Origin of the sequence: Stenotrophomonas sp. TD3, from assembly GCF_001939825.1 — a bacterium.
Taxonomy (GTDB): domain Bacteria; phylum Pseudomonadota; class Gammaproteobacteria; order Xanthomonadales; family Xanthomonadaceae; genus Stenotrophomonas.
The window spans coordinates 936,995-960,267 of the sequence record NZ_MOYM01000001.1; the positions used below are offsets into that span (position 1 = coordinate 936,995).

At 67.2% G+C, this 23,273-nt stretch carries 20 protein-coding genes; 5 read left to right on the top strand and 15 right to left on the bottom strand.

The annotated features are described in order from the left end of the window. Window positions 1-42 precede the first annotated feature (42 nt). Window positions 43-279 (bottom strand): hypothetical protein, encoded by a 237-nt coding sequence (locus BKE09_RS04460; protein WP_075674946.1) that lies wholly within the window; start codon window positions 277-279, stop codon window positions 43-45. A gap of 211 nt (window positions 280-490) precedes the next feature. Here BKE09_RS04460 and BKE09_RS04465 point away from each other — a divergent pair, with 211 nt between their 5' ends. After that, the gene (locus BKE09_RS04465; protein ID WP_075674947.1) at window positions 491-1,489 is read left to right on the top strand and encodes a polysaccharide lyase; all 999 of its coding nucleotides are present in this window, start codon (window positions 491-493) and stop codon (window positions 1,487-1,489) included. Between the two features lie 9 nt (window positions 1,490-1,498). Here BKE09_RS04465 and agp read toward each other — a convergent pair whose 3' ends face one another. The 3 genes from agp to BKE09_RS04480 form a co-directional block, all read right to left on the bottom strand. Continuing rightward, window positions 1,499-2,722: a bifunctional glucose-1-phosphatase/inositol phosphatase gene (gene agp / locus BKE09_RS04470; RefSeq protein ID WP_075674948.1), complete on the bottom strand. Its 1,224-nt coding sequence runs from the start codon at window positions 2,720-2,722 to the stop codon at window positions 1,499-1,501. A gap of 120 nt (window positions 2,723-2,842) precedes the next feature. Further along, window positions 2,843-4,675 carry a multidrug efflux ABC transporter SmrA gene (gene smrA / locus BKE09_RS04475; RefSeq protein WP_075674949.1) on the bottom strand — a complete coding sequence of 611 codons (1,833 nt, stop codon included), beginning with the start codon at window positions 4,673-4,675 and terminating at the stop codon, window positions 2,843-2,845. Window positions 4,676-4,831: 156 nt separating this feature from the next. After that, the gene (locus BKE09_RS04480) at window positions 4,832-6,394 is read right to left on the bottom strand and encodes a serine hydrolase (protein ID WP_075674950.1); all 1,563 of its coding nucleotides are present in this window, start codon (window positions 6,392-6,394) and stop codon (window positions 4,832-4,834) included. A 110-nt stretch (window positions 6,395-6,504) separates the two neighbouring features. On the opposite strand from BKE09_RS04480, the gene BKE09_RS04485 reads away from it, so the two are divergent. The 3 genes from BKE09_RS04485 to BKE09_RS04495 are packed head-to-tail and all read left to right on the top strand — an operon-like array spanning window position 6,505 to window position 8,757. Continuing rightward, window positions 6,505-6,948 (top strand): VOC family protein, encoded by a 444-nt coding sequence (locus tag BKE09_RS04485; protein ID WP_049446290.1) that lies wholly within the window; start codon window positions 6,505-6,507, stop codon window positions 6,946-6,948. Continuing rightward, entirely contained in the window at window positions 6,945-7,775 is an 831-nt protein-coding gene (locus tag BKE09_RS04490; RefSeq protein ID WP_075674951.1) for a DUF72 domain-containing protein, read from the top strand. The genes BKE09_RS04485 and BKE09_RS04490 overlap by 4 nt, the downstream gene beginning before the upstream one ends. A 34-nt stretch (window positions 7,776-7,809) precedes the next feature. Next, a complete protein-coding gene (locus BKE09_RS04495) occupies window positions 7,810-8,757 on the top strand; it encodes a DMT family transporter (RefSeq protein WP_014036476.1) in 948 nt (315 codons plus the stop codon). 45 nt (window positions 8,758-8,802) lie between these two features. Here the strand turns inward: BKE09_RS04495 and BKE09_RS04500 are convergent, their stop codons facing one another. From BKE09_RS04500 to BKE09_RS04525, 6 genes are all read right to left on the bottom strand, one after another. Continuing rightward, complete coding sequence (locus BKE09_RS04500; RefSeq protein WP_075674952.1) at window positions 8,803-9,963, bottom strand: AAA family ATPase; 1,161 nt, start codon at window positions 9,961-9,963, stop codon at window positions 8,803-8,805. Between the two features lie 116 nt (window positions 9,964-10,079). Further along, a complete protein-coding gene (locus tag BKE09_RS04505; RefSeq protein ID WP_075674953.1) occupies window positions 10,080-11,150 on the bottom strand; it encodes a sensor domain-containing diguanylate cyclase in 1,071 nt (356 codons plus the stop codon). A gap of 135 nt (window positions 11,151-11,285) precedes the next feature. Then, window positions 11,286-12,008, bottom strand: a complete 723-nt coding sequence (locus BKE09_RS04510; protein WP_005408708.1) for a pseudouridine synthase — start codon at window positions 12,006-12,008, stop codon at window positions 11,286-11,288. Between the two features lie 34 nt (window positions 12,009-12,042). Then, the gene (locus BKE09_RS04515; RefSeq protein WP_075674954.1) at window positions 12,043-13,707 is read right to left on the bottom strand and encodes a GGDEF domain-containing protein; all 1,665 of its coding nucleotides are present in this window, start codon (window positions 13,705-13,707) and stop codon (window positions 12,043-12,045) included. Between the two features lie 109 nt (window positions 13,708-13,816). Further along, on the bottom strand, window positions 13,817-16,240 hold the full coding sequence (locus BKE09_RS04520) for an EAL domain-containing protein (protein ID WP_075674955.1): 2,424 nt from the start codon (window positions 16,238-16,240) through the stop codon (window positions 13,817-13,819). A gap of 226 nt (window positions 16,241-16,466) precedes the next feature. Further along, window positions 16,467-18,413: a DEAD/DEAH box helicase gene (locus BKE09_RS04525; RefSeq protein WP_075674956.1), complete on the bottom strand. Its 1,947-nt coding sequence runs from the start codon at window positions 18,411-18,413 to the stop codon at window positions 16,467-16,469. A gap of 266 nt (window positions 18,414-18,679) precedes the next feature. Between BKE09_RS04525 and BKE09_RS04530 the strand changes: the two genes are divergently transcribed. Next, window positions 18,680-18,901: an RNA-binding S4 domain-containing protein gene (locus BKE09_RS04530; RefSeq protein WP_006426190.1), complete on the top strand. Its 222-nt coding sequence runs from the start codon at window positions 18,680-18,682 to the stop codon at window positions 18,899-18,901. 11 nt (window positions 18,902-18,912) lie between these two features. Here BKE09_RS04530 and ubiM read toward each other — a convergent pair whose 3' ends face one another. The 5 genes from ubiM to BKE09_RS04560 form a co-directional block, all read right to left on the bottom strand. After that, entirely contained in the window at window positions 18,913-20,091 is a 1,179-nt protein-coding gene (ubiM, locus tag BKE09_RS04535) for a 5-demethoxyubiquinol-8 5-hydroxylase UbiM (RefSeq protein ID WP_075674957.1), read from the bottom strand. Window positions 20,092-20,170: 79 nt separating this feature from the next. Beyond that, the gene (locus tag BKE09_RS04540) at window positions 20,171-20,560 is read right to left on the bottom strand and encodes an MAPEG family protein (RefSeq protein ID WP_075674958.1); all 390 of its coding nucleotides are present in this window, start codon (window positions 20,558-20,560) and stop codon (window positions 20,171-20,173) included. Window positions 20,561-20,777: 217 nt separating this feature from the next. Then, window positions 20,778-21,176: an SMI1/KNR4 family protein gene (locus BKE09_RS04550; RefSeq protein WP_075674959.1), complete on the bottom strand. Its 399-nt coding sequence runs from the start codon at window positions 21,174-21,176 to the stop codon at window positions 20,778-20,780. Between the two features lie 60 nt (window positions 21,177-21,236). Then, entirely contained in the window at window positions 21,237-21,782 is a 546-nt protein-coding gene (locus BKE09_RS04555; protein WP_075674960.1) for a DUF4019 domain-containing protein, read from the bottom strand. A gap of 58 nt (window positions 21,783-21,840) precedes the next feature. Then, a complete protein-coding gene (locus tag BKE09_RS04560; RefSeq protein ID WP_075676570.1) occupies window positions 21,841-23,004 on the bottom strand; it encodes a hypothetical protein in 1,164 nt (387 codons plus the stop codon). Window positions 23,005-23,273: the final 269 nt, after the last annotated feature.

Consider the following 23,273-nt stretch of genomic DNA (forward strand, 5'->3'; position numbering starts at 1 on the left):
CCGGACTTCCCGGGCCGTTCTCGTTTGAAGCGCCCGACGGCCTCACATCCGGTGTATGTACAGCTTCCCGGCATGGCTGCGGATATCAAGAAAGTACTTCACCTTGCAGCCCCGGCATGCCGCCGGATGCATTTCATCAAACCCACGTTGGTTCTCCAGCGCGACGGCCAGTATGGGATGCCCGCAGTCGAAACAGCAGAATGCAATGTTGTTGCCATGGGGATCGGCGTCGATCTGGTCGCCATAGTGATCCATTACCAGAAAGTCCGTGATTTTCATGGTCGATCTCCAGAGTAGGTGAATCACCCGCAGACTACATCGCAACCCCGCTGCCCAGAAGGGCACGCGTCGCCCACAGGGCAACGCATCCTTCCCGCCACGCTGGAGCCGCTCCGGTCCTGAACCGTTGCACATCGGGCGTGCGTGACCTCACACCTGGCGAACAACTCCGGGCGCATCTTTCGCCAGGTTCCCCCTTCCGCCGGCGTCCATGTCTCTCCCCCTCTTGCGTCTTGCGCTGCTGCCCGCGCTGATGGCCAGCACTCCTTCCTACGCTGCCTGTCCGCCGCCGCCACCCGGCCAGCCCGACATCCGCGCGCTGGGCTACTACACCGACAAGGCCGGTTCGGTGATCGACCCGGTACTGCATCAGCAGAACAAGGACGCCACCGCGCCGCTGGACCGCTATGCCGCCGACGTGGCGCGCATGAGCGATGACTACCTGCGCACCGGTGACCGGGCGGCGGCGCAATGCACACTGGCCTGGCTGGGTGCGTGGGCCGCCGATGGCGCCATGCTCGGGCAGATGATCCGGGTCAACAACAACCAGTCGTTCTACATGCGGCAATGGATGCTCGACGCGGTAGCGATGGCTTATCTGAAGGTGCACGAGCAGGCCGATGCCCGGCAACGCGCACGCATCGACCCGTGGCTGCAGAAACTGGCCCGGGCCAACCTGGCGTACTGGGACGACTCGAAACGACGCCGCAACAACCACTACTACTGGGGAGGCTTGGGCGTGCTGGCAACCGGCCTGGCCACCGACGACGACGCCCTGTGGCAGGCCGGCCACGCCGCGTTCCAGCAAGGCATCGATGACATCCAGGACGATGGCAGCCTGCCGCTGGAAATGACCCGCGGGCAACGTGCGCTGCACTACCACGACTACGCGTTGGCGCCACTGGTGATGATGGCCGAGCTGGCGCGTCTGCGCGGCCAGGACTGGTATGCCAGCAAGGGCCATGCAATCGACCGCCTGGCGCGCCGGGTCATCGAAGGCAGCAACGACCCCGCGTGGTTCAACCAACACACCGGTGTGGCACAGCTGCCACTGCATGCCAGCGGCTGGGTCGAGTTCTACCGCTTGCGCTCACCCGATGGCGGCCTGTTCGATGCCGCGCATGCACGCGGACCGTTCCGTTCCCCACGGCTGGGCGGCGACCTTACGTTGATGGCTACGCAGGGCATCGTGCGCACGCCGCTACGATAGCCCTCTGTTTCAGCGACCGGCGCGCTGCAGCAGCTGCTGGAACTGCGCACGGCTGCAGCCCTGCCGGTCGCAGCCCGGCAAAGGCAGTGCAACGCGCCCGGGCGGCTGCGCCTCGGTCAGCGGCACTGCATCGCGCAGCTGCGCGGTGGTCGGATAGACGTAGGCCAGGCGGAATCGCTCGCCACCGCTCTGGCGGTCACGCCAACGCTCGAACTGCAGCAGGCCACCGATCGGCGTCTTCTCGAACTGGCCTGGCAGGCTGTAGTCACCGATTGCCATCGCCGCCAGCACCGAACCGATATTGGAATCATGGCCGACCAGCAGGGTCACCTTCGGCGACGCCGGATCACCGAATACCGCATCCACGCGTGCCAGCAACGGAGCAGCCACGTCACGTGCCACCTCGGGCGTTCCGAACAGGATGTCCTGGTAGCGGTTGCGGATCTGCGCCAGCGCCTGCCATTGCGCCTCGGTGGTCAAGCGGCCCCAGCCTTCGCGGGGGATGCCACTGCCCTGGTAGTGCTCCATCAACAAGGCATCGACCAGCCCGCTGGCCAGCGCCAGCGAACCGGAGGCCCGCGGCTCCTTGCCCGGCTCCGCACTGAAGACCGTGTCGGCCAGCATCAGATGGCAGTCGCTGCGCCCCGCACAGGCGGCCGACTGTGGGTAGCGGGTGATCTGCTCCACCATGGACAGCGCCGGTGCCAGATCCGCTGCGGCCAGCGCCTTCTGCATTGACTCCAGCGCGCGCGCGCGGGAGGCCGCGTCATCGTTGTGGATCACCGGATCGAACAGCGGATCCATCGTCCCCAACGCCATGCGCTGTTCGACCGTGACAGGGCAGCCCGGAAACGCACCGGCAACAAAGAACTGCGCGGTGGCCTGGGTGCGCTGCAGGCTGTTGGCATGGACGTGGAAGTCAGCCGGCTGCGGGCAACCCGACGCCGGCAACAGTTGCGCCTGGCGCAGCCACTGGCCGATGTAGCGCCCCATGTAGACCTCCAGCACGCCGCCCTTGGTGGTCAGCTCGCCGGGGCCTACGTCCCAGCCTGGCCAGCGCTCCGGTGTGGCATGGGCCAGGGCGCCCGACGCCACCACCGGCGCGCGCAGGTTGTGGCGGCTGAGCAGGACGACCTGCTCGAGCTGGTCGCCTTGCACCGATGCCGTCGCCGCAGGTGCGGCTGTGGTGACCAGGCTGAGTGCCAGCAACAAGAAGCGTACGGGGCGGATCATGCAGGTCTCCGGAAACACGCTGGGGTCAGAACCCTTTCCTGCGGAAAGAAATCCGACCCCAAGGGATACATGGCTGGGGTCGGATCCTTCTCGCAGAGAAGGCTCCGACCCCGAAAGCAATCATTGCTCGGCAGCCACAAACCCACCGGTCTGCCGCGCCCACAACCGCGCGTACAGGCCACCGGTCGCAATCAGTTCGGCGTGGGTGCCGGTCTCGACGATGCGGCCCTGGTCCATCACCACCAGCCGGTCCATGCGCGCGATGGTCGACAGCCGGTGCGCGATCGCGATCACCGTCTTGCCGCCCATCAGCTGGTCCAGGCTGTCCTGGATCGCCGCTTCCACTTCCGAGTCCAGCGCCGAGGTCGCTTCGTCCAGCACCAGGATCGGTGCGTCCTTCAGCAGCACCCGGGCAATGGCGATGCGCTGGCGCTGGCCACCTGACAGCTTCACGCCACGCTCGCCGACATGTGCGTCGTAGCCACGACGGCCCTGCCCGTCCACCAGCGTATCGATGAAGGCTTCGGCACGTGCCTTGGCCACCGCAGCACGCAGCTGCTCATCGGTCGCATCAGGACGGCCGTACAGCAGGTTGTCGCGGATCGAGCGATGCAGCAGCGAGGTGTCCTGGGTGACCACGCCGATCTGCTGGCGCAGGCTTTCCTGCGTAACGTATGCAATGTCCTGGCCGTCGATCAGGATGCGGCCGCTCTCCAGGTCGTACAGGCGCAGCAGCACGTTGACCAGGGTCGACTTGCCGGCACCGGAAGGACCCACCAGGCCGATCTTCTCGCCGGGCTTCACCACCAGGTCGAGGCCGGCGATCACGCCGCCCTTCTTGCCATAGTGGAAGTGGATGTCCTGGAAATGCACGCCACCACGGGTTACCTGCAATGGCACCGCATCCTCGCGGTCCTGCACGGTCAGCGGCTGGGCGATCGTGGTGATGCCGTCCTGCACCGTGCCGATGTCCTCGAAGATGCCGTTGATGGTCCACATGATCCAGCCGGACATGTTGTGGATGCGGATCACCAGGCCGGTGGCCAGGGTGATCGCGCCGACGGTGATGTGCCCGCCGTTCCACAGCCACAGCGCCAGCCCGCAGGTACCGGCGATCAGGAAGCCGTTGACGATGGCGATGGTCAGGTCCATGCCGGTGGTGACCCGGGTCTGCGCGCGGTGCTTGACCGCCAGTTCCTGGATCGATTCGGCGACGTAGGCCTGCTCGCGTCCGCCATGGGCGAACAGCTTCAGCGTGGGAATGTTGGTGTAGCCATCGACGATGCGGCCCATCGCCTTGGAACGTGCCTCGGACGCGATCCAGGCCCGTTCCTTCGCGCGCGGCACGAAGTAGACCATGATCACCGCATAGGCCAGCAGCCACAGGATCAGCGGCACCATCAGCCGCCAGTCGGCCTGCGCGAACAGGTACAGCGCGGTGCCGGTGTAGACCACGATGTACCAGAGCGAATCGACCATCTGCACGGCCGATTCGCGCAGCGAGGTGCCGGTCTGCATCACCCGGTTGGCGACGCTGCCGGCGAAGTCGTTCTGGAAGAAACTCAGGCTCTGCCGCACCACGTAGTTGTGCATCAGCCAGCGCGAGCGGTTGCTCAGGCCGGGCACGATGGCCTGGTTGACCAGCAGGTTGTGCAGGCCGACCAGGATCGGCCGCGCGATGACCGTGATGAACAGCATCCAGCCCAGTTCATTGGCATGGCGCTTGAAGAAATCAGCCCCTGGCTGCTCGGCGACCATGTCGACGATGCGGCCCAGGTAATCGAACATCGCCACTTCCACCAGCGCCAGCAGCAGGCCAGCGATCAGGGTCGCCAGCAGCACCGGCCACACCGGGCGCAGGTAGTGCAGGTAGAACGGCAGCACCTTGCGCGGTGGCATGCGCCCATCCACGGGCGGGAACACCGGGATCAGGGATTCAAACCAACGGAACATCGCACTCCCTCGCCTCTTGCAAGCGGCGAAGTATCCCACGCCGGATGTGTACGCCAGCCGATGATCGCCGCGGCTCCGGTAGTGCCGGCCGCTGGCCGGCACCCTTGCGACGTTTCCGGGGATCATGAGGTTGCCGGCCAGCGGCCGGCACTACCCTCACTCTCTGACCGGGATGAACAGCAGGTCCTGGAAATCGAAGCTGAAATCGGTCAGGTCGGAGATCGACTGCATGCGCACCTCGCTCACCTTGCCATCCGGGTCCAGATTGAAGTTCACGAATGCATCGGCGTTGAGCGAACGGTCATCCCAGCGCACGATGAAGGTGTCGTGCTGCCAGTGCTCCAGGCGGCCGCTCAGCTGCGCGGTCTTCATGAAGCGCAGGCGCAGGCCCCGGCCCTCGGCGCTGATCTGCATGTCGCCATACCAGCGGTCGCGGAACGTGCCGGTGTAGCCGGCCAGCGGCAGCGACGGCGTGCTGCCCTTGTCGCGCGCGCCCTGGTGTTTGGCCCAGGCCTCGTCGGCCTTGTCCTGGCCCTTGGCCACGGCCTTGGCATAGGCGTCCACCCAGTCGTGCTTCTCGCCGCCCAGATAGGCATCAAGCACGCTCAGGGTGATCGCGTTGAACGCCGCACCCACTTCCTGGTTGGTCAGCACCACCACGCCCAGCTTCTCGCCCGGCACCAGGGTCAGCCGCGAAACCATGCCCGGCCAGCCCCCGGTGTGCCAGACCAGCTTCTGCCCGCGGTAGTCGCTCAGGCTCCAGCCTTCGCCGTAGCCGGCAAAGTTGGCCCGCGCCGGTGCCAGCTCCGGCACGCTCGGCGCCGGGATCGACTGCGGGGTGATCATCCGCCACATCTGCTGCTGGCTCTTTTCGCTGAACAGTGCAGTGCCGTCGGCCAGCTTGCCTTCGGCCAGCTGCACCTGCATCCAGCGCGCCATGTCGTGCGCACTGGAATAGATGCCACCAGCGCCGGCATTGTTCGACCAGGTCAGCGGTGCGACGGTGCGCAGGTCCTTGAAATCGTACTTGGCGTGGCCGACCGCCGCCTTGTCGCCCGGCTTCAGGTGGTCGGCGTTGTAGCGCGTGCCGGCCATGCCCACCTTGTCGAAGATGCGGGTCTGCAGGAACTGCTGGTAGCTCATGCCGGAAACATGCTCGATCACCTGCTGGGCGACCGCGTACAGGATGTTGTCGTATGCATAGCTTTCGCGGAAGCCGCCCTTCAGCGGCACCTTGCCCAGCCGCTGCACCACTTCGGCGTTGCTGTAGGAGGTGGTCGGCCAGAACAGCAGGTCACCGGCGCCCAGGCTCAGGCCGCTGCGATGTGACAGCAGGTCACGAATGGTCATCTGCCCGGTCACGAACGGATCGGACATGCGGAACGACGGCAGGTGGTCGATCACCTTGTCGTCCATCTTCAGCTTGCCGTCCTCGGCCAGCAGGTTCAGCGAGGTAGCGGTGAACGCCTTGGTATTGGAGGCGATCGCGAACAGCGTGTCGGCCTGCACCGGCTCCGGCTTGCCCTGCTCGCGCACGCCCCAGCCACGCTCCAGCACCACCTGGCCGTCCTTGACCACGGCCACGGCGATGCCGGGCACGTCGAACTGCGCGCGCACGCGCTCGACGGTCGCATCCAGGTCCTGCAGCGGCGGCGGGGTCGCCGCGCTCGCCATGGTCGTGCACGCCAGCAGCACGGCACCTCCGATCCAGGTTTTCATCCAGCACCATCTCCGAACAGGGGTAGCGGCCGTGTGCAGGCCGTCACCGGGGTTTCGCGGGATGGTAACGGTCCGCGGCGCACCCTGCCCTGTGCCATAGGAGGGGTGTCATGGGCGAGAACGGCCAACCCAGCAGCGGCTCCACCATCATTCCGTGCCTGCGCTACCGCGACGCGCAGGCCGCCATCGACTGGCTGCAGCGTGCCTTCGGCTTCCATGCCCAGGCCGTCTACGCCGATGGCGATACGGTCTTCCATGCGCAGCTCACCTTCGGCCACGGCATGATCATGCTCGGTTCGGTCAACAAGGAAAGCGAGTGGAACCAGCATGCCGTGATGCCTGACGAGGTCGGCGGACGCCAGACCCAGAGCGCCTGCGTGATCGTCACCGATGCCGATGCGCACTATGCCCGGGCCAAGGCTGCCGGCGCGCGCATCGTCATCGACATCGCCGACCAGGACTACGGCGGCCGTGGCTACGCCTGCGCCGACCCGGAGGGCTACCTGTGGTGGTTCGGCAGCTACGATCCGTGGCGCGCGGACCACGGCCAATGACCCCAGCTGCCGGCCAGGCGGCCATCCGCTGCGGCATCGGCGGCTGGGTGTTTCCCGAATGGCGCGGCGGTGTGTTCTATCCAGCAGGCCTGCCGCAGCGCGAGGAACTGGCCCATGCCAGCCGCGCCCTGCGCTGCATCGAGATCAACGGCACGTTCTACCGCACGCCCACTGCGGCCCAGTGCGCGCAATGGGCTGCACAGACACCCGGCGGTTTCCGCTTCTCGATGAAGGCGCCGCGCTACCTGGTGCAGCGCCGCGACCTGTCCAGCACCGTGGAGGCCGCCGCACCGTTCCTGCAGGCGGCACTCGCGCTCGGTGACCGCCTCGGCCCATTGCTGTGGCAGTTCGATCCGCGCCATCCGGCCGACGCCGAGGCATTGGACGCACTGATGGCGCAGCTGCCGCAGCAGCTGCAGGGCGTACCGCTGCAACACGCGCTGGAGGTGCGCAACGCCGGGGCACATGGCCCGGCGCTGGTCGCCGCCGCGCGCCGCCACGGCGTGGCGCTGGTGATCGAGGACAGCGACGAGGCGCCCCTGCACGGTGATGTCAGTGCCAGCTTCGTCTACGCGCGGATCAAGCGCAGCCAGGCCCGCTTGAACGAAGGCCTGCCAGCGCCGCTGCAGCAGCGCTGGGCCGAACGTGCCCTGCGCTGGTCACGCGGCGAGCCGGTGGATGACCTGCCCTGCCTGGCCGGGCCGGCTCCGGAAACCCCGCGCGAGGTCTACCTGCTGTGCATCGGCGCAGGCAAGGCGCGCAACCCGGCGGCGGCGATGGCCCTGCAGCGGCAGGTGGACGCCCCCAGCAATTCCTCACGCGGATAGCGCTGCGGTCATCGCCTTGCCTCACAATAGGCGGATGAGCACACCCGACACCCGCAAAGCGCTGTGGCAGATCCATTTCTGTGTCCTGCTGTGGGGCGTCACTGCCATCCTCGGCAAGCTGATCACCCTGCCCGCGCTGCCGCTGGTGTGGTGGCGCATGCTGCTGGTGACGGCGATGCTGGCCCTGCTGCCGCGGGTCTGGCGCGGACTGCGTACGCTGCCGCTGCGGCTGGTGGCCGGTTATGCCGGCATCGGCGCCCTGGTCGCCCTGCACTGGCTGACGTTCTACGGTGCGGTGAAGCTGGCCAATGCCTCGGTGGCCGCCACCTGCATCGCGCTGGCGCCGGTGTTCACCTCGATCATCGAACCCTGGGTGGCCAAGCGGCCATTCCAGCTGCGTGAACTCGCCTTCGGCCTGGCCGTTCTGCCGGGCGTGGCACTGGTGGTCGGTGGCGTGCCCGATGGCATGCGCCTGGGCGTGTTGATCGGCGCGATCTCGGCATTGCTGGTAGCGGTGTTCGGCTCACTCAACAAGCGCATGGTCAGCCACGCCGATCCGCTCACGGTCACCGCGCTGGAGCTGGGTGCGGGCACCCTCACCCTGACCCTGCTGGCGCCGCTGATGCCCTACCTGCTGCCTGCGCTGGCCAGCCCGCTGTGGGTAGTTCCGGACCTGCACGACGGCATCCTGCTGCTGGTGCTGGCCGGGTTCTGCACGCTGCTGCCGTTCGCCTTGGCCCTGGTCGCACTGCGCCACCTGAGCGCCTACACGGTGCAGCTGGTGACCAACCTGGAGCCGGTCTATGCGGTGCTGCTGGCGGTGGTGCTGCTGCGCGAGCAGCACGAAGTCACCCCGTGGTTCTACCTGGGCGTGGCGATCATCGTCGGCGCCGTGTTCCTGCATCCGCTGCTGAACCGCCGCAAGCCGGTGCAGCACCCGGAGATCCTCGGTACGGCCGAGGCGCGCAACATCGCCGATTGAGTGCATCCACGCATGGCGTGGATCTACCGGGCGTGGATGGCCGTATCAACGCTGCGGCCAGTGCCATGCTGGGGCATCCAGCAGGCCCTGCCCGCTCAGCAACGTGCGGCCCTGCTCCTTGTGCAGGTGCAGCGAATGGCACCCGGGCGCCTGCTCCAGTGCTGCGATCAGGCGGCTGGCGTGTGACACCACCCAGACCTGGCTGCGCGCACTGGCCGCGATGATCAGCCGTGCCAGCGCCGGCAACAGGTCCGGGTGCAGGCTGGTCTCCGGCTCGTTGAGCACCAGCAGCGGCGGCGGACGCGGCGTGTGCAGCGCTGCGGCAAGCAGCAGGAAGCGCAACGTGCCGTCGGACAGTTCGGCCATCGACAAGGGCCGCAGCAGCCCGGGCTGGTGGAAACGCAGCGCCAACCGGCCATCCAGTTCCTCGAAGCCGACCGAGGCGCCCGGGAACGCATCGTCGACGCTGCGTGCCAACGCAACCGGGTCACCGATCTCGAGGATGGTGACCCAGGCCGCGGCCAGATCACGGCCATCGTGATGCAGCACCGGCGTGCGCGTGGCCATCGCCGGCTGCCGCGCCGGCGCATCGGCATCGCTGCGGAAATGATCGTAGAAGCGCCAACGGCGGATGTACTCGCGCAGGGCGATGGTTTCCGGCATGCGCTGCGGATCGCCGACCTGGGTGAACAGGCTGTCGAACAGCGACAACCGGTCATCCACAAGATCCCAGCCGCGCGCATGGCGTTGCCGCACCATCGCCCCACGGCGGTCGACCAGCAGGTTGGCGCTGCGCAGGAACGGGCCCGCCCAGATCGCTTCGGCCTTGATCTGCGGGTCCAATGCGAAGGCCGATCGACTGGGCGGCGGGTAGCCCAGATCGATGGCGTAGCCGAATTCGTCAGTGGTGAAGCCCAGCTTCAATCCCACCGATTCCTGGCGTGGGCCGCCCTGCAGGGGGATCTCGCCGGCAGCAACCCGACGGTCCATTTTTTCCGGGCCCGCCCACAGCGCCGAACCCAGCCCGCCTTCGCGGGCCAGCACCGCCGCGACGCCGCCCTGCGCGGTCTCCGCCAGCAGGCGCAGCGCGCGGTACAGGCTGGACTTGCCACTGCCGTTGTCACCGGTCACCACATTCAACTGCTGCAGCGGCAGTACCAGCCCGTGCAGCGAGCGATAGTGGGCGATGGCCAGGGTCTGCAGCATGGTTGGCATCCGGGGAAACAGAGAGGTCATGCTGCCCGGTTCTGATCGCAGGAACTGCGACGCAATGTGAATCGGAAACAGCATCCACGCATGGCGTGGATCTACCTGGGGGTGCTTCAGCCCGCCCGTTCCACCCGGTTGCGGCCATTGCCCTTGGCCCGGTACAGCGCCTTGTCGGCACGTGCCAGCGTGTCATCCACGCTTTCACCAGGCTGGTGCTGGGCCACACCAATACTGATCGTGACCGGGAATCCCAGCGGCAGGTCAGCCACCGCCAGGCGCAGGAACTCGCACTGCAGTTCGGCGGTGCGCAGGTCGGTAGCCGGCATCACCGCCACGAATTCCTCGCCACCATAGCGCGCGGCCATGCCGCGACCGGCGAAATGGGAACGCAGCAGCACGCCCAGTTCGGCCAGCACGCGGTCGCCGGTGGCGTGGCCCTGGAAATCGTTGATGTGCTTGAAATGGTCGATGTCCAGCAGTGCGACGCAGGCCACACCGGGCTGGTCTCCGTTCACCGCCACCGCCTCTTCCAGCGCTGCCGCCATCGCACGGCGGTTCGGCAGGCCGGTCAACGCATCGGTGCGGCTCTGCTCGGCCAGGTCGGCATTCTGCGCCAGCAGCACGTCCTGGTACTCCGACAGCAGGCGCTCGTAGTCATCACGCTCCAGCATGTGCTTCTGGATGTCGAGCGCGAAGCGGCGCAGCTCCATCACCAGCATCACCTGCCGCGACAGCGCCGCCAGCGCTTCAGCCTTGTCGCTGGCCAGGTGCTGTGGCTGCGCATCGAATACGCACAGCGTGCCCAGGGGCAGGCCATCTGAGCTGATCAGTGGCGCGCCCGCATAGAAGCGGATGTGCGGGTCACCCGCCACCACCGGGTTGTCGTGGAAGCGGATGTCCTGCAGTGCATCCTCGACCACCATGATCTGCTGCGGTTGCAGGATCGCGTGGCCGCACATCGATTCGCTGCGCAGGTTTTCCGCCGCATCGATGCCCTGGATCGACTTGAACCATTGCCGCTCGACATCGATCAGGGTCACCGCCGCCATCGAGGTGCCGCAGACCGCCTTGGCGATCACCACCAGGTCGTCGAAGGATTTTTCACGCTCCGAATCGAGGATCCGGTAGCGGTACAGCGCCTCAAGCCGAAGGGCTTCATTGGCAGGCTTGTCGGGCTTGATCATGCAGCGTCACGTTCCGGCAGGTCACCGCGAAGTCTAGCTGATGCCGGCGCGCAATCCGCACAACGGGTAGTGCCGGCCGCTGGCCGGCATCCCGGGTCCATCGCACGCCCATTGCAGCCGGCTGGCGGCCGGCCCTTACCAGTCCAGCTGCTTCGGCAGCAGGCCCTGCAGCTCCTGCTCGGTCAGGTTGCGCCACTGGCCCGGCTTCAACGCACCGATCTTGATGTTGTCGATGCGCACGCGGCGCAGCTGGGTCACCCGATAGCCGAACTCGGCCGCCATCAGGCGGATCTGCCGGTTCAGGCCCTGCTGCAGGGTGATGCGGAAACCGAACTTGGCGATGCGCGAGGTCTTGCACGGCAGCGTCATCTGGTCGTGGATGCGGACGCCACGGGCCATGCCACGCAGGAACTCGTCGGTGACCGGCTTGTTCACCGCCACCAGGTACTCCTTCTGGTGGCCGTTCTCGGCACGCAGGATCTGGTTGACGATGTCGCCGTTGCTGGTCATCAGGATCAGGCCTTCGGACTCCTTGTCCAGGCGCCCGATCGGGAAGATGCGCTGTTCATGGCCGACGAAGTCGACGATGTTGCCCTTGACCGAGGTCTCGGTCGTGCAGGTGACGCCGACCGGCTTGTTCAGCGCGATGTAGACGTGGCGGCGGGCACCGGGCTTGCGGGCCACGCGCGCGCGCAGCGGCTGGCCGTCGACCAGCACCTGGTCTTCCTCGCCCACCACCGCGCCAGTGCCGGCCGGGTGGCCGTTGACGGTGACCCGGCGGGCGGCGATCAGGCGATCGGCCTCGCGGCGGGAGCAGAAGCCGGTGTCGGCGATATGTTTGTTGAGTCGGGTGGTCATCGCCCTATTATCCGGCATCGCCGCCCGCAGCGCTTCATGCCAGGCCGGGGGGATCGAGCTCTTCGCCGTCGAATACCCGGTTGCGGCCGGCACGCTTGGCCACGTACATGGCGTGGTCGGCCCGGCGCAACAGCGCAGCCAGGTCGTCCTCGCCCGGCCGCCACTGCGCCAGGCCGATGCTGGCGGTCACCTCCAGGCCGGGCACCTGCAGCACCCGGCCCGCTTCGGTGATGTGCTGGCGCAGGCGATCCAGGCGTGCCGACGCCGCCTCGCGCGGCATGCCCGGCATCAGCAGCAGGAACTCCTCGCCACCCATCCGCACCACCTGGTCCTGGCTGCGGACCGCGGCGCGCAATGCACGAGCCACCGCCACCAGCACCTGGTCGCCCACGGCGTGGCCATGGCGGTCATTGATGTCCTTGAACAGGTCGATGTCGAGGAAGCCGATCACCAGCGGGCCGCGCTCGCGATCGACCCGTTCCAGATGCCGGGCCAGCTGCTGCAGACCGGCACTGCGGTTGGGCAGCCCGGTCAGGCCATCGGTTTCGGCCAGCTGGCGCAGTTCATCGCGCTGCTGGCGCAGGCGTCCCAGCCGCTGGTTCAGCGCATAGGCGGCCATCATCAACAGCCAGGTCACCGAAAGCTGCAGTGCTTCCACGCGGTATTCCAGCAACCACGCAGCGCGGCAGGCATCGGCCAGGATCAGCACCAGCATCGGTGCCAGCGCTGCCAGCCCCGCCTGCGCCCAGCGGTCACCGCGCAGCCGTGCCCATACCCCGACCATCAAGGCCAGGCCACAACCCAGCAGGTAGGACACCTGCAGGCCCTGCGCCACCCAGGCCAGGCTGTTCCACTGCAGCCAGGGCACCCATGCGGCCAGCGCCAGCAGTCCCCACAGCACCAGCAGCTGCACCGGGCGCGATCGCGGCAGCAGGCGGTCGCCGCCGTTCAGACGCCACAGCGCCGGCAGCACCAATGCCTGCGACGCCGCGGTCAACGACAGCAGCCACCAGGCACCGCGCTCGCCCACCGGCAGCCACGGCTCCGGGTAGCCGCTGAGGCCACCGAGGATGGCCTGCCACAGCACCAGCACGGTGGTACCGGCGATGTAGACCAGGAAGCTGCGGTCGCGGGTGGTGAGGAAGGCCATCAGGGCCGACAACGCCAGCGCGATCGCCACGGCGATGCAGGCCGCGCGCACCAGCAGGCGGGCGGTATCGTTCTGCTGCACGGGACTGGGCGCCCCCAGCCGCAGGGTCGGTACCCAGCGCGCCTTCAGCGGCGTCTGCCATGACACCAGGAACGGTTCATGGCTGCCCGCCGGCGGCACCGCGACCAGGCCGATGCCTGCGCGGAACCGGGAATCACGGGTACGGGCATCGTGCATGTTGCCGCAGATTTCGCGATCACCGTGCTGCACGCGGACTTCGCCGGCAAACACATTGAACACGTCCAGGGCCTGCGGCTGGCCCGACCAGCCGCCCGCTGGCGCGGACACCTGCACCTGTTGCCGTGGCCCCGCCAGCATCTCCGGCGTGCAAGCGCGATGCGGGGTGGGTTCATCGGTGGCCGCACCGACCAGCAGGTAATCACGCCCGGCTTCGGCTACCGCCGCCGACAGCGGCCACGGCGTTGCCAACCACACCAGCAGCATGACCAGCACCACCCCTGTTCCGTACTGCCACTGCCTGCCGACCACGCCACGCCCTGTTCCTGCTTACGCCCGCGCCCACTGCGCGTCGCCCCTGCCGGGCATTATCGCAGCCGCGGCGGCGGCGCACGTGTAGACCAAAGTCGCCGACGGGCGTTCAGCCTGCGGCGGGAGGCCCCTTCACCGCCACCAGGCGCACCGGCCTCAGGTCACTCAGGGTCATCCGCTCCAGCGGCTGCGGCCGCTCGACCGCATAGCCCTGCAGGCCCTGCACCCCGAGCCGGGTCAGCGCGGCGGCGACCTCGGCAGTCTCCACCCATTCGGCCACCACCTCCATCTGCAGCTCGCGCCCCAGTTCACTGATCGCGCGCACGGTGGCGTGGCTGACCGGATCGGTATCCATGTCACGCACGAAGGCCCCGTCGATCTTCAGGATGTCGGCCGGCAGCTGGCGCAGGTAGCCGAACGAGGACAGGCCGGAGCCGAAATCGTCCAACGCCATCCGGCAGCCACGCGCCTTCACCGCATCGATGAAGGCGCGCGCCTGGCTGAGGTTGCTGATCGCGGCGGTCTCGGTGATTTCGAAGCACAGCTTGGAGGCCACTGCGCGGTTGCGCTCCAGCAGGTCGCAGACGAAGGCGAGGAAACCCGGCTCGGCGATCGACTGCGCCGAAACGTTGACGTTGCACAGGCCCAGCTGCCGGACGTGTGCCGGGCACACCTGCAGATGCCGGAACAGCAGGCCGAGCACGTGCCGGTCCAGCGCCACGGCCATGCCATAGCGCTCCACCGCCGGCATGAACTGGCCCGGCAGGTGCAGGCTGCCATCGCTGCCACGCATGCGCACCAGCACCTCATAGTGCAGGTACGTGGGATCGCCGACGCGGGCGATGCGCTGCGCATACAGCACCATGCGGTTCTCGGCCATGGCCAGGCTGACGCCCTGCAGGCGTTCGGCCTCCAGGCGCCGTTCCTCCAGCGCCATGCGGTTCTCGTTGAAGCAGTGCACGCGGTTGCGGCCGGCCTGCTTGGCCGCATAGCACGCGCTGTCGGCGGCGCTCATCAGCCAGTTCACATCCGGTGCCTCGGCGCTGACCTCGACCACGCCGATGCTGCAGCTCAGCTGCGGGCTGCCCTCGCTGACCGGGAACGTCGCCTGGCCCAGGTTGCGGATCACCCGCTGCAGCACGCGCTTGGCTTCGTCCTGCCCGGCATGGGCAAGGAACACCGCGAACTCGTCCGCGCCCAACCGGCCCACCCAGTCGCCATCGCGCACCGCCGCCACCAGGTAGTCGGCGAAGCTGCGCAGCATCTGGTCGCCGGCGGCGTGGCCGAAGCTGTCGTTGACCAGCTTGAAATGGTCCAGGTTGATGTAGCACAGCGCGTGCGTGCCGCCCTCGCTGCGCACCTGCAGCAGCGCGCGCTCCAGCAGCCGCTCGATCTCGCGGCGGTTGATCAGGCCGGTCAGCGGATCATGGCTGGCGTGGTGCTCGATCTCGCGCGCCAGTGCATGGTTCTGGCTGACGTCTTCGATGATCGCGAACACCGACAGGCCACCGCCGGTACTGCGCACACCGGTGCCACTCCAGCGGCCCCAGACCAGGCTGCCATCGCGACGGCGGAAGCGCAGTTCGCTCGGCCGCAGCTGGCGGTCCCAATCGATGCGCCCCACCCCATCGATGACCAGTTCGCCGTCCATCAGCAGGTCACCCAGTGACAGCTGCAGCAGCATGTCACGGCGGTGATCGAGGATATCGGCCATCGCCTGGTTGGCCTCGACCACCTTGCCTTCGGTATCGAGCTTGAGCATGCCGACGTTGGCCTGGTAGAACGCAGCGCGGAAACGGCTCTCGTGTTCGGTCAGGTCCTTGCCGACGCGACGCGCCAGCGCAACCGCCATCAGGCTGATCGCCAGCACCGACAGGCCCGCAACCATCAACGTTGCCAGCCTCACCAGCGTCGCCATCCGCAGCAGCGCCTGCGAGAACGCCTGGCTCTGCACCTGCATCCGCCGATCAAGGTCACCCAGTTGCTGCAGGTAGCGGTCACGCGCGGCGGTCGGCACCGGGCCACTGTCGTGCCGCAGCTGCAACTCATCGATCAGGCGCTGCACCGCCATCAGGTCGCCGTCGGTCTTCCGCCACAGCGCGGTTGCTTCGCGGAAGGCACCGATATCGCGCGCATAGCGGAACGAGAACACCAGGCGCGGGATATCGGCGCGCGCGTTGCCGCCCTGCAGGAAACCCTGCCTGGCTTTGGCTTCGTCCGGCTCGGCCTGTTCCAGCGCCAACCGCGCCTGCAGATCGCCCAACGGCACCTGCAGGGCCTGGCGTGCGTCGTCCAGGTCCTGCGCATCCCCCCGCGCCAGATAGCGGCTGAGTGCGGCGGTCGCATCCTGCTGACCACGCGACCAGTAGCCCTGGCCGGCGATCCAGGCGGTGGAGGCCGCCTGCAGTTCCTGGATCAAGGCCGACAGTGCGACCAATCCAATCGCCATGCCCGTCAACAACGCAAATCGCAGTCCCAGGCCGCGGGTCATCGGTACCCGCCGGCTCTGTTGGTCCGTGCCACTCCTACCCATCCCGGATCCCCCCGAATGTGCTGCGGTGACAACCTCCTTTGGAACCGGCTCAGCCTAGGACCGGCAATGTGTTGACCATGCGAAAAAGGGGACGGAGGGGATTAAGTCGTTTTCGGCATAAGCACGTGGCCTGCCATATACGACTTAATCCCCTCCGTCCCCTTTTCCGGCCCTGGAACGGACAACGCCAGCCCGAAGGCTGGCGTTGTCATGGCTACGTTGCCGCTCAGTAGCTGCGCGGGCCGCGCGGCTTGAAGCCGTCACGACGCGGCGGGCGGCTGTCGCGGTCACCGCCGCGGTCGCCACCGTGGCCACCCGGACCGCCCGGGCCACCGCGACGCGGGCCACCCGGGCCGCCCGGACCACGCTTGTCGAAGCGCGGCTTGAACGGACGCGGGGCCGGGTTGGTGTCTTCACCCGGAGCCAGCGCACGCATCTGCAGCTGCTGGCCCGACACCCAGACCTTCTGCAGGTGCGACAGCACGTCCGGCGGCATCTGTGCCGGCAGGTCCAGCAGCGAGAAGTCATCGTGGATGTCGATGCGGCCGATGAAGCGGCTTTCCAGGCCGGCTTCGTTGGCGATGGCGCCGACGATGTTGGCCGGCTTCACGCCGTGCTGGTGGCCGACCGAAATGCGGTAGGTCTCCATGCCCTGCTCCGGCGCACCACGCGGCGGAACCTCGCGGCGCGGACGCTGCTCGAAACCACCTTCGGCGTCGTCGCGACGCGGGCCACGCTCGAAGCGCGGACCACGCTCGTTGCGGTCGAAGCGATCGCCTCGCTCCGGACGGTCGCCACGGTCGAAACGCTCACGCGGCGCACGCTCTTCACGCGGCGCACGAACCGGCGGCTGCAGCAGGAACGGGGTGTCACCCTGCAGCATCTTGGCCAGCGCGGCGGCCACTTCGATGGCCGGCACGTTCTGCTCGTTCTCGAAGCGCTCCAGCAGCTGGCGGTAGAAATCCAGGCCGCCGGCACCGAGGGTTTCGCTGATGCGCGAGGTGAACTTGTTGATGCGGGTGTCGTTGACCGCTTCCACGCTCGGCAGCTGCATCTCTTCGATCGGCTGGCGGGTGGCGCGCTCGATCTGGCGCAGCATGCCCTTCTCGCGCGGGGTGGCGAACAGGATCGCCTCGCCGCTGCGGCCGGCACGGCCGGTACGGCCGATGCGGTGCACGTAGCTTTCGGTGTCGTACGGGATGTCGTAGTTCAGCACGTGGCTGATGCGCTCCACGTCCAGGCCGCGGGCAGCCACGTCGGTGGCGACCAGGATGTCCAGCTTGCCTTCCTTCAGCATGGCGATGGTGCGCTCACGCTGGGCCTGCTGCATGTCACCGTTGATGGCGGCAGCGGCCAGGCCACGGGCCTGCAGCTTGCTGGCCAGTTCTTCGGTGCCGGCCTTGGTGCGCGCGAAGATGATCATCGCATCGAACGGCTCGACTTCCAGGATGCGGGTCAGTGCGTCCAGCTTGTGCATGCCGCTCACCCACCAGTAGCGCTGGCGGATGTTGGCCGAGGTGGTGGTCTTGGCCGCGATGGTCACTTCCACCGGGTCCTGCAGGTAGGTCTGCGCGATGCGGCGGATCTGCGGCGGCATGGTGGCCGAGAACAGGGCCACCTGGCGCTGCTCCGGCAGCTTCTTCAGCACGGCTTCGACGTCGTCGATGAAGCCCATGCGCAGCATTTCATCGGCTTCGTCCAGCACCAGGGTCTTCAGCTCGGACAGGTCCAGGGTGCTGCGGTCCAGGTGGTCGATCACGCGGCCGGGGGTACCGACCACGATATGCACGCCACGGCGCAGCGCCGACAGCTGCTGGCCGTACGGCTGGCCGCCGTACACCGGCAGCACGCGGAAGCCCGGAATCTTCGACGAATAGGACTGGAACGCCTCGGCGACCTGGATGGCCAGTTCGCGGGTCGGCGCCAGGATCAGGGCCTGGGGCTTGATCTGCTGCAGGTCGATGTTGGACAGTACCGGCAGTGCAAAGGCAGCGGTCTTGCCGGTACCGGTCTGGGCCTGGCCCAGCACGTCGCGGCCTTCCAGCATCGCCGGGATGGTGGCGGCCTGGATCGGCGACGGGGTTTCGTAGCCGATGGCGGTGACCGCCTGCATCACAGGCTCGGACAGGCCGAGCTGCGCAAACTGCAGCGGCGCTTGGGAATCTTGGGACATGGGGAACTCCGAAGGCACTGCCGTCTTCCTGGCAGTGCGATAAAAAAGGGATGGTCCGCGCTTTGGGCGCCCTTCTTATCGCGTGCCCTGGCGCTGCTCGGTCGGAGGAGATTTCACTCGCTCAGAGCGGAATGATACCGCATTGATCCTGAACAACGCATACAGCTTTCCATGCGCGTGCCGTCCTGCCCCGTGCTGGCGCACAATACGCGCCCTCTTTCCGGCCCGGCCGCTGGCCTGCGCCCTCTTCCCAGGAACCCCGCCCCATGCAGATTCTCGAATTCGACCTCGACGGTGACTACGTCGAACTCAAGCAGCTGCTCAAGCTGGCCGACCTGGTCACCAGTGGCGGCGAAGCCAAGATGGTCATCAGCGAGGGCCAGGTGCTGGTGGACGGCGAAGTCGAACTGCGCAAGGCCTGCAAGATCCGCGCAGGCCAGGTGGTTGAATTCGCCGACAGCCAGATCCGCGTGCTGGCCGCCGGCTGATCTGAACCTGTTCAGGCCACGCGCTGTGTCAGGTGCGAGGCAATCAGCTGCCTGAACGGTGCCACGCCCTGCGCCAGGCGCAGGCCCGCCGCCCGCAGCAGGCGCGCCGGACGGCGATCGTCGGTGTACAGGCTGGCGATCGCATTGGTGGCTTCGTACAGCGGCCGCGACGCCAGCCGATGACCGCGCTGGTAGCTGGCCAGCATGCCGGCTGCCGCAATGTCGGCACCGCGACGCTGCTGCTCGACGATGGCCTGCGCCAGCCGCTGTGCGCTGGCCAGTCCCAGATTGAAGCCATGCGCGGTGACCGGGTGCATGCCCACTGCGGCATCACCGATCAGCGCCGAACGCTCGCCGACAAAACGGTGCGCGTACACACCCACCAGCGGATACGCCTGCGGCGTGGCCACCGGCTGCATCCGGCCCAGGCGGTGCTCAAAGCAACCGCTGATGGCCTCACCGAAGGCCACCTCGTCCATCGCCAGCAGCTCTTCGATCTGCCGCGGTGGCAGCGTGATCACCGCCGACGCCTGGCCCTCGTTGAGCGGCAGCAGCGCCATGGTGCGGCCGTAGCCGAACCACTCCCACGCGGTGTGGTGATGGTCGCGCTCGACCTGCATGCGGCACACCAGCATCGACTTGCCGAAGTCGCGCATCTGCGCACCGATGCCGAGCATGCGGCGGGTGGCGGAGAAGCGGCTGTCGGCGGCGACCAGCAGCCGCGCATGAAGTTCGCTGCCGTCATCGAGTTTGACCACGTGCCCCTGCGCATCGACCTGCACGCCCAGCACCTTGCGCCCGTCGAACAGTTCCAGGCCGTCCTGGCCCTGCACGGCATCCCACGCAGCGCGGCGGATCAGATGGTTGGGCACCAGCCAACCCAGCGGCTGGCCATCGACCTGGCTGCTGGCGAAGGTCAGCGCGAACGGCGAGCCGCCGTTCATCACCTTGGCATCGCGCAGTTCAGCGATTCCGGCGTGCGGCAGGCGCTGCCACAACCCCAGCTGTTCCATGCTCTGTCGTGAGGCATGGGTCAACGCGATCTCGCGCCCATCGAAGGCGGCCTCTGCCAGGGCCTGGCGCGGCTGCACTTCAACCAGCCCGACCTGCAGGCCGCTGCCGGCCAGCGCGCGCGCGAAGCACAGACCTGCCGGTCCGGCGCCGACCACCACCACGTCCATCCTGCGCATGCGCGCCTCCCGCCAATGATCCAGTCCGGGCAGCATAGCGCCACGCACCTGACCGGCCTTGATCTGGATCAGGCCCGGGTCACAACAACGCGAACACCAGCGCCAGGATCGACAGCAGCGACACCGCCCAGACCAGGCTGCGCACGTAGGGCACGCCCGCGGCATACAGCGGCAGGTAGGCCACGCGCGCCCAGAAGTAGGCCTGCGCGGCCAGCGCCGTGGTGTCGTTGCCGCGCCCGGCCACGACCACTGCGATGGCGGCGGCGGCGAAGAACGGGAACGTCTCCAGGAAGTTGGCCTGCGCACGCTGCAGGCGACCGGCCAGCGCGCTGACCGGCTTTGCATCGCCATCGCGTGCCGAGGCATTCCACTTCATCCCCCGCTCGCGGGTGACCACCGTGGAGGTGGCGAAGATGTAGACGAAGCCGAGCACGATCGACCAGGCCAGCATTGTCAGTTCAGTTGCCATTTTCTCATCCACGGGACGACAGGTTGATCGGAGGACCCTTAATTACTTCGATTCATTACGCAGACTGCTGATAATTCGGTTCCAGTACCGCACAGCTTCAAAGTGCTGCTGTCTCGTCAACCACGTTTTATTCTCTGGACAGAACGGATCACCGCCAACGATAACGGGCTTGATCTCGAACAACTCCATGCCCCTGGGACGCGAATGCTTATCCAGGTCAATCATCCTGTTCTGCCAGCTGAGCAAACAGATCGGGAATGTCCCGCGCTACCGAGATCGCATACTGACGATCCATACCTATGAAGGGAACCCGAACCACCGGCATTGCCACATCAAATGTGTCAAACCCATACCCCTCACCTCCGCCATTGGAGGCGAACAGGAATATTCCCGGAGCATATGTCTCGACCTCATATTCACGATTGAAATCGACCACCTCTTCGACTTTCCAGAAAATAATGTAGTTGTCACCAATGAATCCCTCACCGCCATCGTGGGCCTTGAAGAATTCAATGTAACTTTCAGGGAGCGCAAATCCCACGCGCGTTGACAGACCAGCGACAGCCAAAGCGGCAGCCGGACTATTAAGCTGACCCTCGGTCAGATGATATTGCATCGTTGTTTTTCCAAGCATCTCTGCAAATGGCTCCGCCAATGAATTACCTGCTAACGACCCTCAGGGTGCCGATGCACGCAGGCTGTATCCGGCCAGGCGCCACACCTGGTCCTCGTCGAAGCGGAACGAGACCAGCTCACGTACCGGCTGCGCGCTGTTGGCGAAACGGGTCGGGAAGCTGACGTTGATGTACAGCCCCTCCGGTACTGCGGCACCGGCGCTGTACTTGACCCGGGTGATGGTCGGCTGGCCACGCCCGGCCAGCGCCCCCAAGCGCGTGCGTTCGGTGGTCAGCTGACTGACGAAGGCGGCCTTCGGTACTGCACGGCGCGCGACGGCGGAGGCGCCATCCCACAATTCGCCGGCGCGGTTGGCATCGACCAGCTGCGCTGCCTTCACCGCGGCGGCGCCCATTTCCGCGTCCTGTTTCTGCACCTGCGCCTGCTGTGCAGCGGTCAACGCAGGGGAACCGGCGGTAGCGGGCTTCGCGGCCGCTGGCGAGGCAGGGGCCGGGCGTGCCGGAGCCGGTGCAGGCGTGGCCGGCGCAGGCGTCTGCGCCAACACGGTCAGGGGCAGCAGGGACAGCAGCAGGAGCACGCGCTTCATGGACACCGCCGGTTCTCGGGAAAGAACCGCAGTCTACGCCAGCGCGGTGAGCCATTCGTCAGCGTGCGTGGGCGCTGCCTTCCACCACTGCGGCGTCGGCCTGCGCGGCCGGCGTGCCGGTTGCGGCCGGGGCCTGTTCGGCCACCGGCGGCGGCTCGGACGGTGCCGGTGGCAGCGTCGCCACATCGATTTCAGACAGCGGGCTCTCTTCCGGGCATACCGCATCCGGGAAGCCGAAGCGCTGCTTCAGGGCCTGGCCACAGCTGTTGATCGATTCCATGTCGGCGCCTTCGCGCTTGCACTGCTGGTCGAAGGCGATCAGGAACGCGTCCTTGCGCTGCACGAAATCATCGCCGCAGGCGCGCATCTGCTTGATCCGCTCCAGGTCGTCCTGCACCGCGTTGGTGCCGTCCAGGCCGTACTGGCGCAGCTCATCCGGCGTCAGCAGGCGCAGGCTGCGGTTGGGCACGGTCATCATCAGATCGGCCACGCCCACCGCCACGCCATTGCGCTGCAGGTAATCCTTCACGTTGTCGTAGACCTCGTGCAGTTCGCGGTTGAGCTCGGCGCGCGAGGTGGCCTTGGAGCTGATGCGCATCATGCGGTGGATGCCGACCTTGCCCGACAGCAGGCGGTTGTCACCGGCGGCCAGTACGAACACGCAGGCGCTGTGGCAGATCGAGCCTTCGCGCACCCAGATGGTCCAGCCCGATTCACCGATGCTGTCACCGGCGACGATCGCCGACTCCACCTGGCCGCCGCTGGAGTCCAGATCGAGGATGCGCTTGTGGATCTTCTGCTCGTCAGCGACCACCGCCAGTCGCCACATCATCTCGGCGAAGCCCGGGTTGATCTTGCCGGCGTAACGCACGCGCATCAGCCCCCGCTCGGCGCACGGCGCCAGGGCCTGGGTGATCTGCTCGCGCTGCAGGCCTTCCAGCTCGACGCCGTCGCCGGCATCGCCAGCATATTCCGTGCTGCAGCTGACCCAGGCGCGGCCATTCTCCAGCTGCGCCTGCGGCCATGGCCGATCCGCCCGGCTGCGCGGCGGCGCTGGCGGTGGTGGCGCGTCGGCCGCATTGATCGACACCATGTTTTCGCCATCGCTGGCCGGTGCCCGCGCCGCCTTGTCGGCAGCGGTCACATTGCCCGGATTCTCCAACTGACTGCAGCCCGCCAGGGCCAGGCACAATAGGGGCAACCAGCGGAGTTTGGCGGACATCGGGCAACCGGTCTTCATCTGAGCAAGAGCCACAGTCTACCCGTCCAGGCCGCGCATTCAGCGCGTGGTGATGAACCCCTTCTGACCCTTGGGAAAGCGTGTCGACCAAGGTCGACACCTACCAACAGCAAAGCGTGCCGACCAACGGTCGGCACCCACCAACTGCAGCGACCAACTGTCAGTGGTGGGGCGATGTGGGCTGGCAGGACCGTTGGCGCCATGGATGGCGCCATCGAGCCCCCATGAACGGGTTGTGGTGGTCTAATCAA

Bases quoted from the DNA above. Each gene is read 5' to 3' on its own strand.
- agp (WP_075674948.1), bottom strand. From the start codon at position 2,722: ATGATCCGCCCCGTACGCTTCTTGTTGCTGGCACTCAGCCTGGTCACC.
- BKE09_RS04525 (WP_075674956.1), bottom strand. From the start codon at position 18,413: ATGTCCCAAGATTCCCAAGCGCCGCTGCAGTTTGCGCAGCTCGGCCTG.
- BKE09_RS04465 (WP_075674947.1), top strand. From the start codon at position 491: ATGTCTCTCCCCCTCTTGCGTCTTGCGCTGCTGCCCGCGCTGATGGCC.
- BKE09_RS04495 (WP_014036476.1), top strand. From the start codon at position 7,810: ATGAGCACACCCGACACCCGCAAAGCGCTGTGGCAGATCCATTTCTGT.
- BKE09_RS04460 (WP_075674946.1), bottom strand. From the start codon at position 279: ATGAAAATCACGGACTTTCTGGTAATGGATCACTATGGCGACCAGATC.
- BKE09_RS04480 (WP_075674950.1), bottom strand. From the start codon at position 6,394: ATGAAAACCTGGATCGGAGGTGCCGTGCTGCTGGCGTGCACGACCATG.
- BKE09_RS04550 (WP_075674959.1), bottom strand. From the start codon at position 21,176: ATGCAATATCATCTGACCGAGGGTCAGCTTAATAGTCCGGCTGCCGCT.
- BKE09_RS04500 (WP_075674952.1), bottom strand. From the start codon at position 9,963: ATGCTGCAGACCCTGGCCATCGCCCACTATCGCTCGCTGCACGGGCTG.
- ubiM (WP_075674957.1), bottom strand. From the start codon at position 20,091: ATGCGCAGGATGGACGTGGTGGTGGTCGGCGCCGGACCGGCAGGTCTG.
- BKE09_RS04510 (WP_005408708.1), bottom strand. From the start codon at position 12,008: ATGACCACCCGACTCAACAAACATATCGCCGACACCGGCTTCTGCTCC.
- BKE09_RS04490 (WP_075674951.1), top strand. From the start codon at position 6,945: ATGACCCCAGCTGCCGGCCAGGCGGCCATCCGCTGCGGCATCGGCGGC.
- BKE09_RS04520 (WP_075674955.1), bottom strand. From the start codon at position 16,240: ATGGGTAGGAGTGGCACGGACCAACAGAGCCGGCGGGTACCGATGACC.
- BKE09_RS04530 (WP_006426190.1), top strand. From the start codon at position 18,680: ATGCAGATTCTCGAATTCGACCTCGACGGTGACTACGTCGAACTCAAG.
- BKE09_RS04560 (WP_075676570.1), bottom strand. From the start codon at position 23,004: ATGTCCGCCAAACTCCGCTGGTTGCCCCTATTGTGCCTGGCCCTGGCG.
- smrA (WP_075674949.1), bottom strand. From the start codon at position 4,675: ATGTTCCGTTGGTTTGAATCCCTGATCCCGGTGTTCCCGCCCGTGGAT.
- BKE09_RS04555 (WP_075674960.1), bottom strand. From the start codon at position 21,782: ATGAAGCGCGTGCTCCTGCTGCTGTCCCTGCTGCCCCTGACCGTGTTG.
- BKE09_RS04540 (WP_075674958.1), bottom strand. From the start codon at position 20,560: ATGGCAACTGAACTGACAATGCTGGCCTGGTCGATCGTGCTCGGCTTC.
- BKE09_RS04485 (WP_049446290.1), top strand. From the start codon at position 6,505: ATGGGCGAGAACGGCCAACCCAGCAGCGGCTCCACCATCATTCCGTGC.
- BKE09_RS04505 (WP_075674953.1), bottom strand. From the start codon at position 11,150: ATGATCAAGCCCGACAAGCCTGCCAATGAAGCCCTTCGGCTTGAGGCG.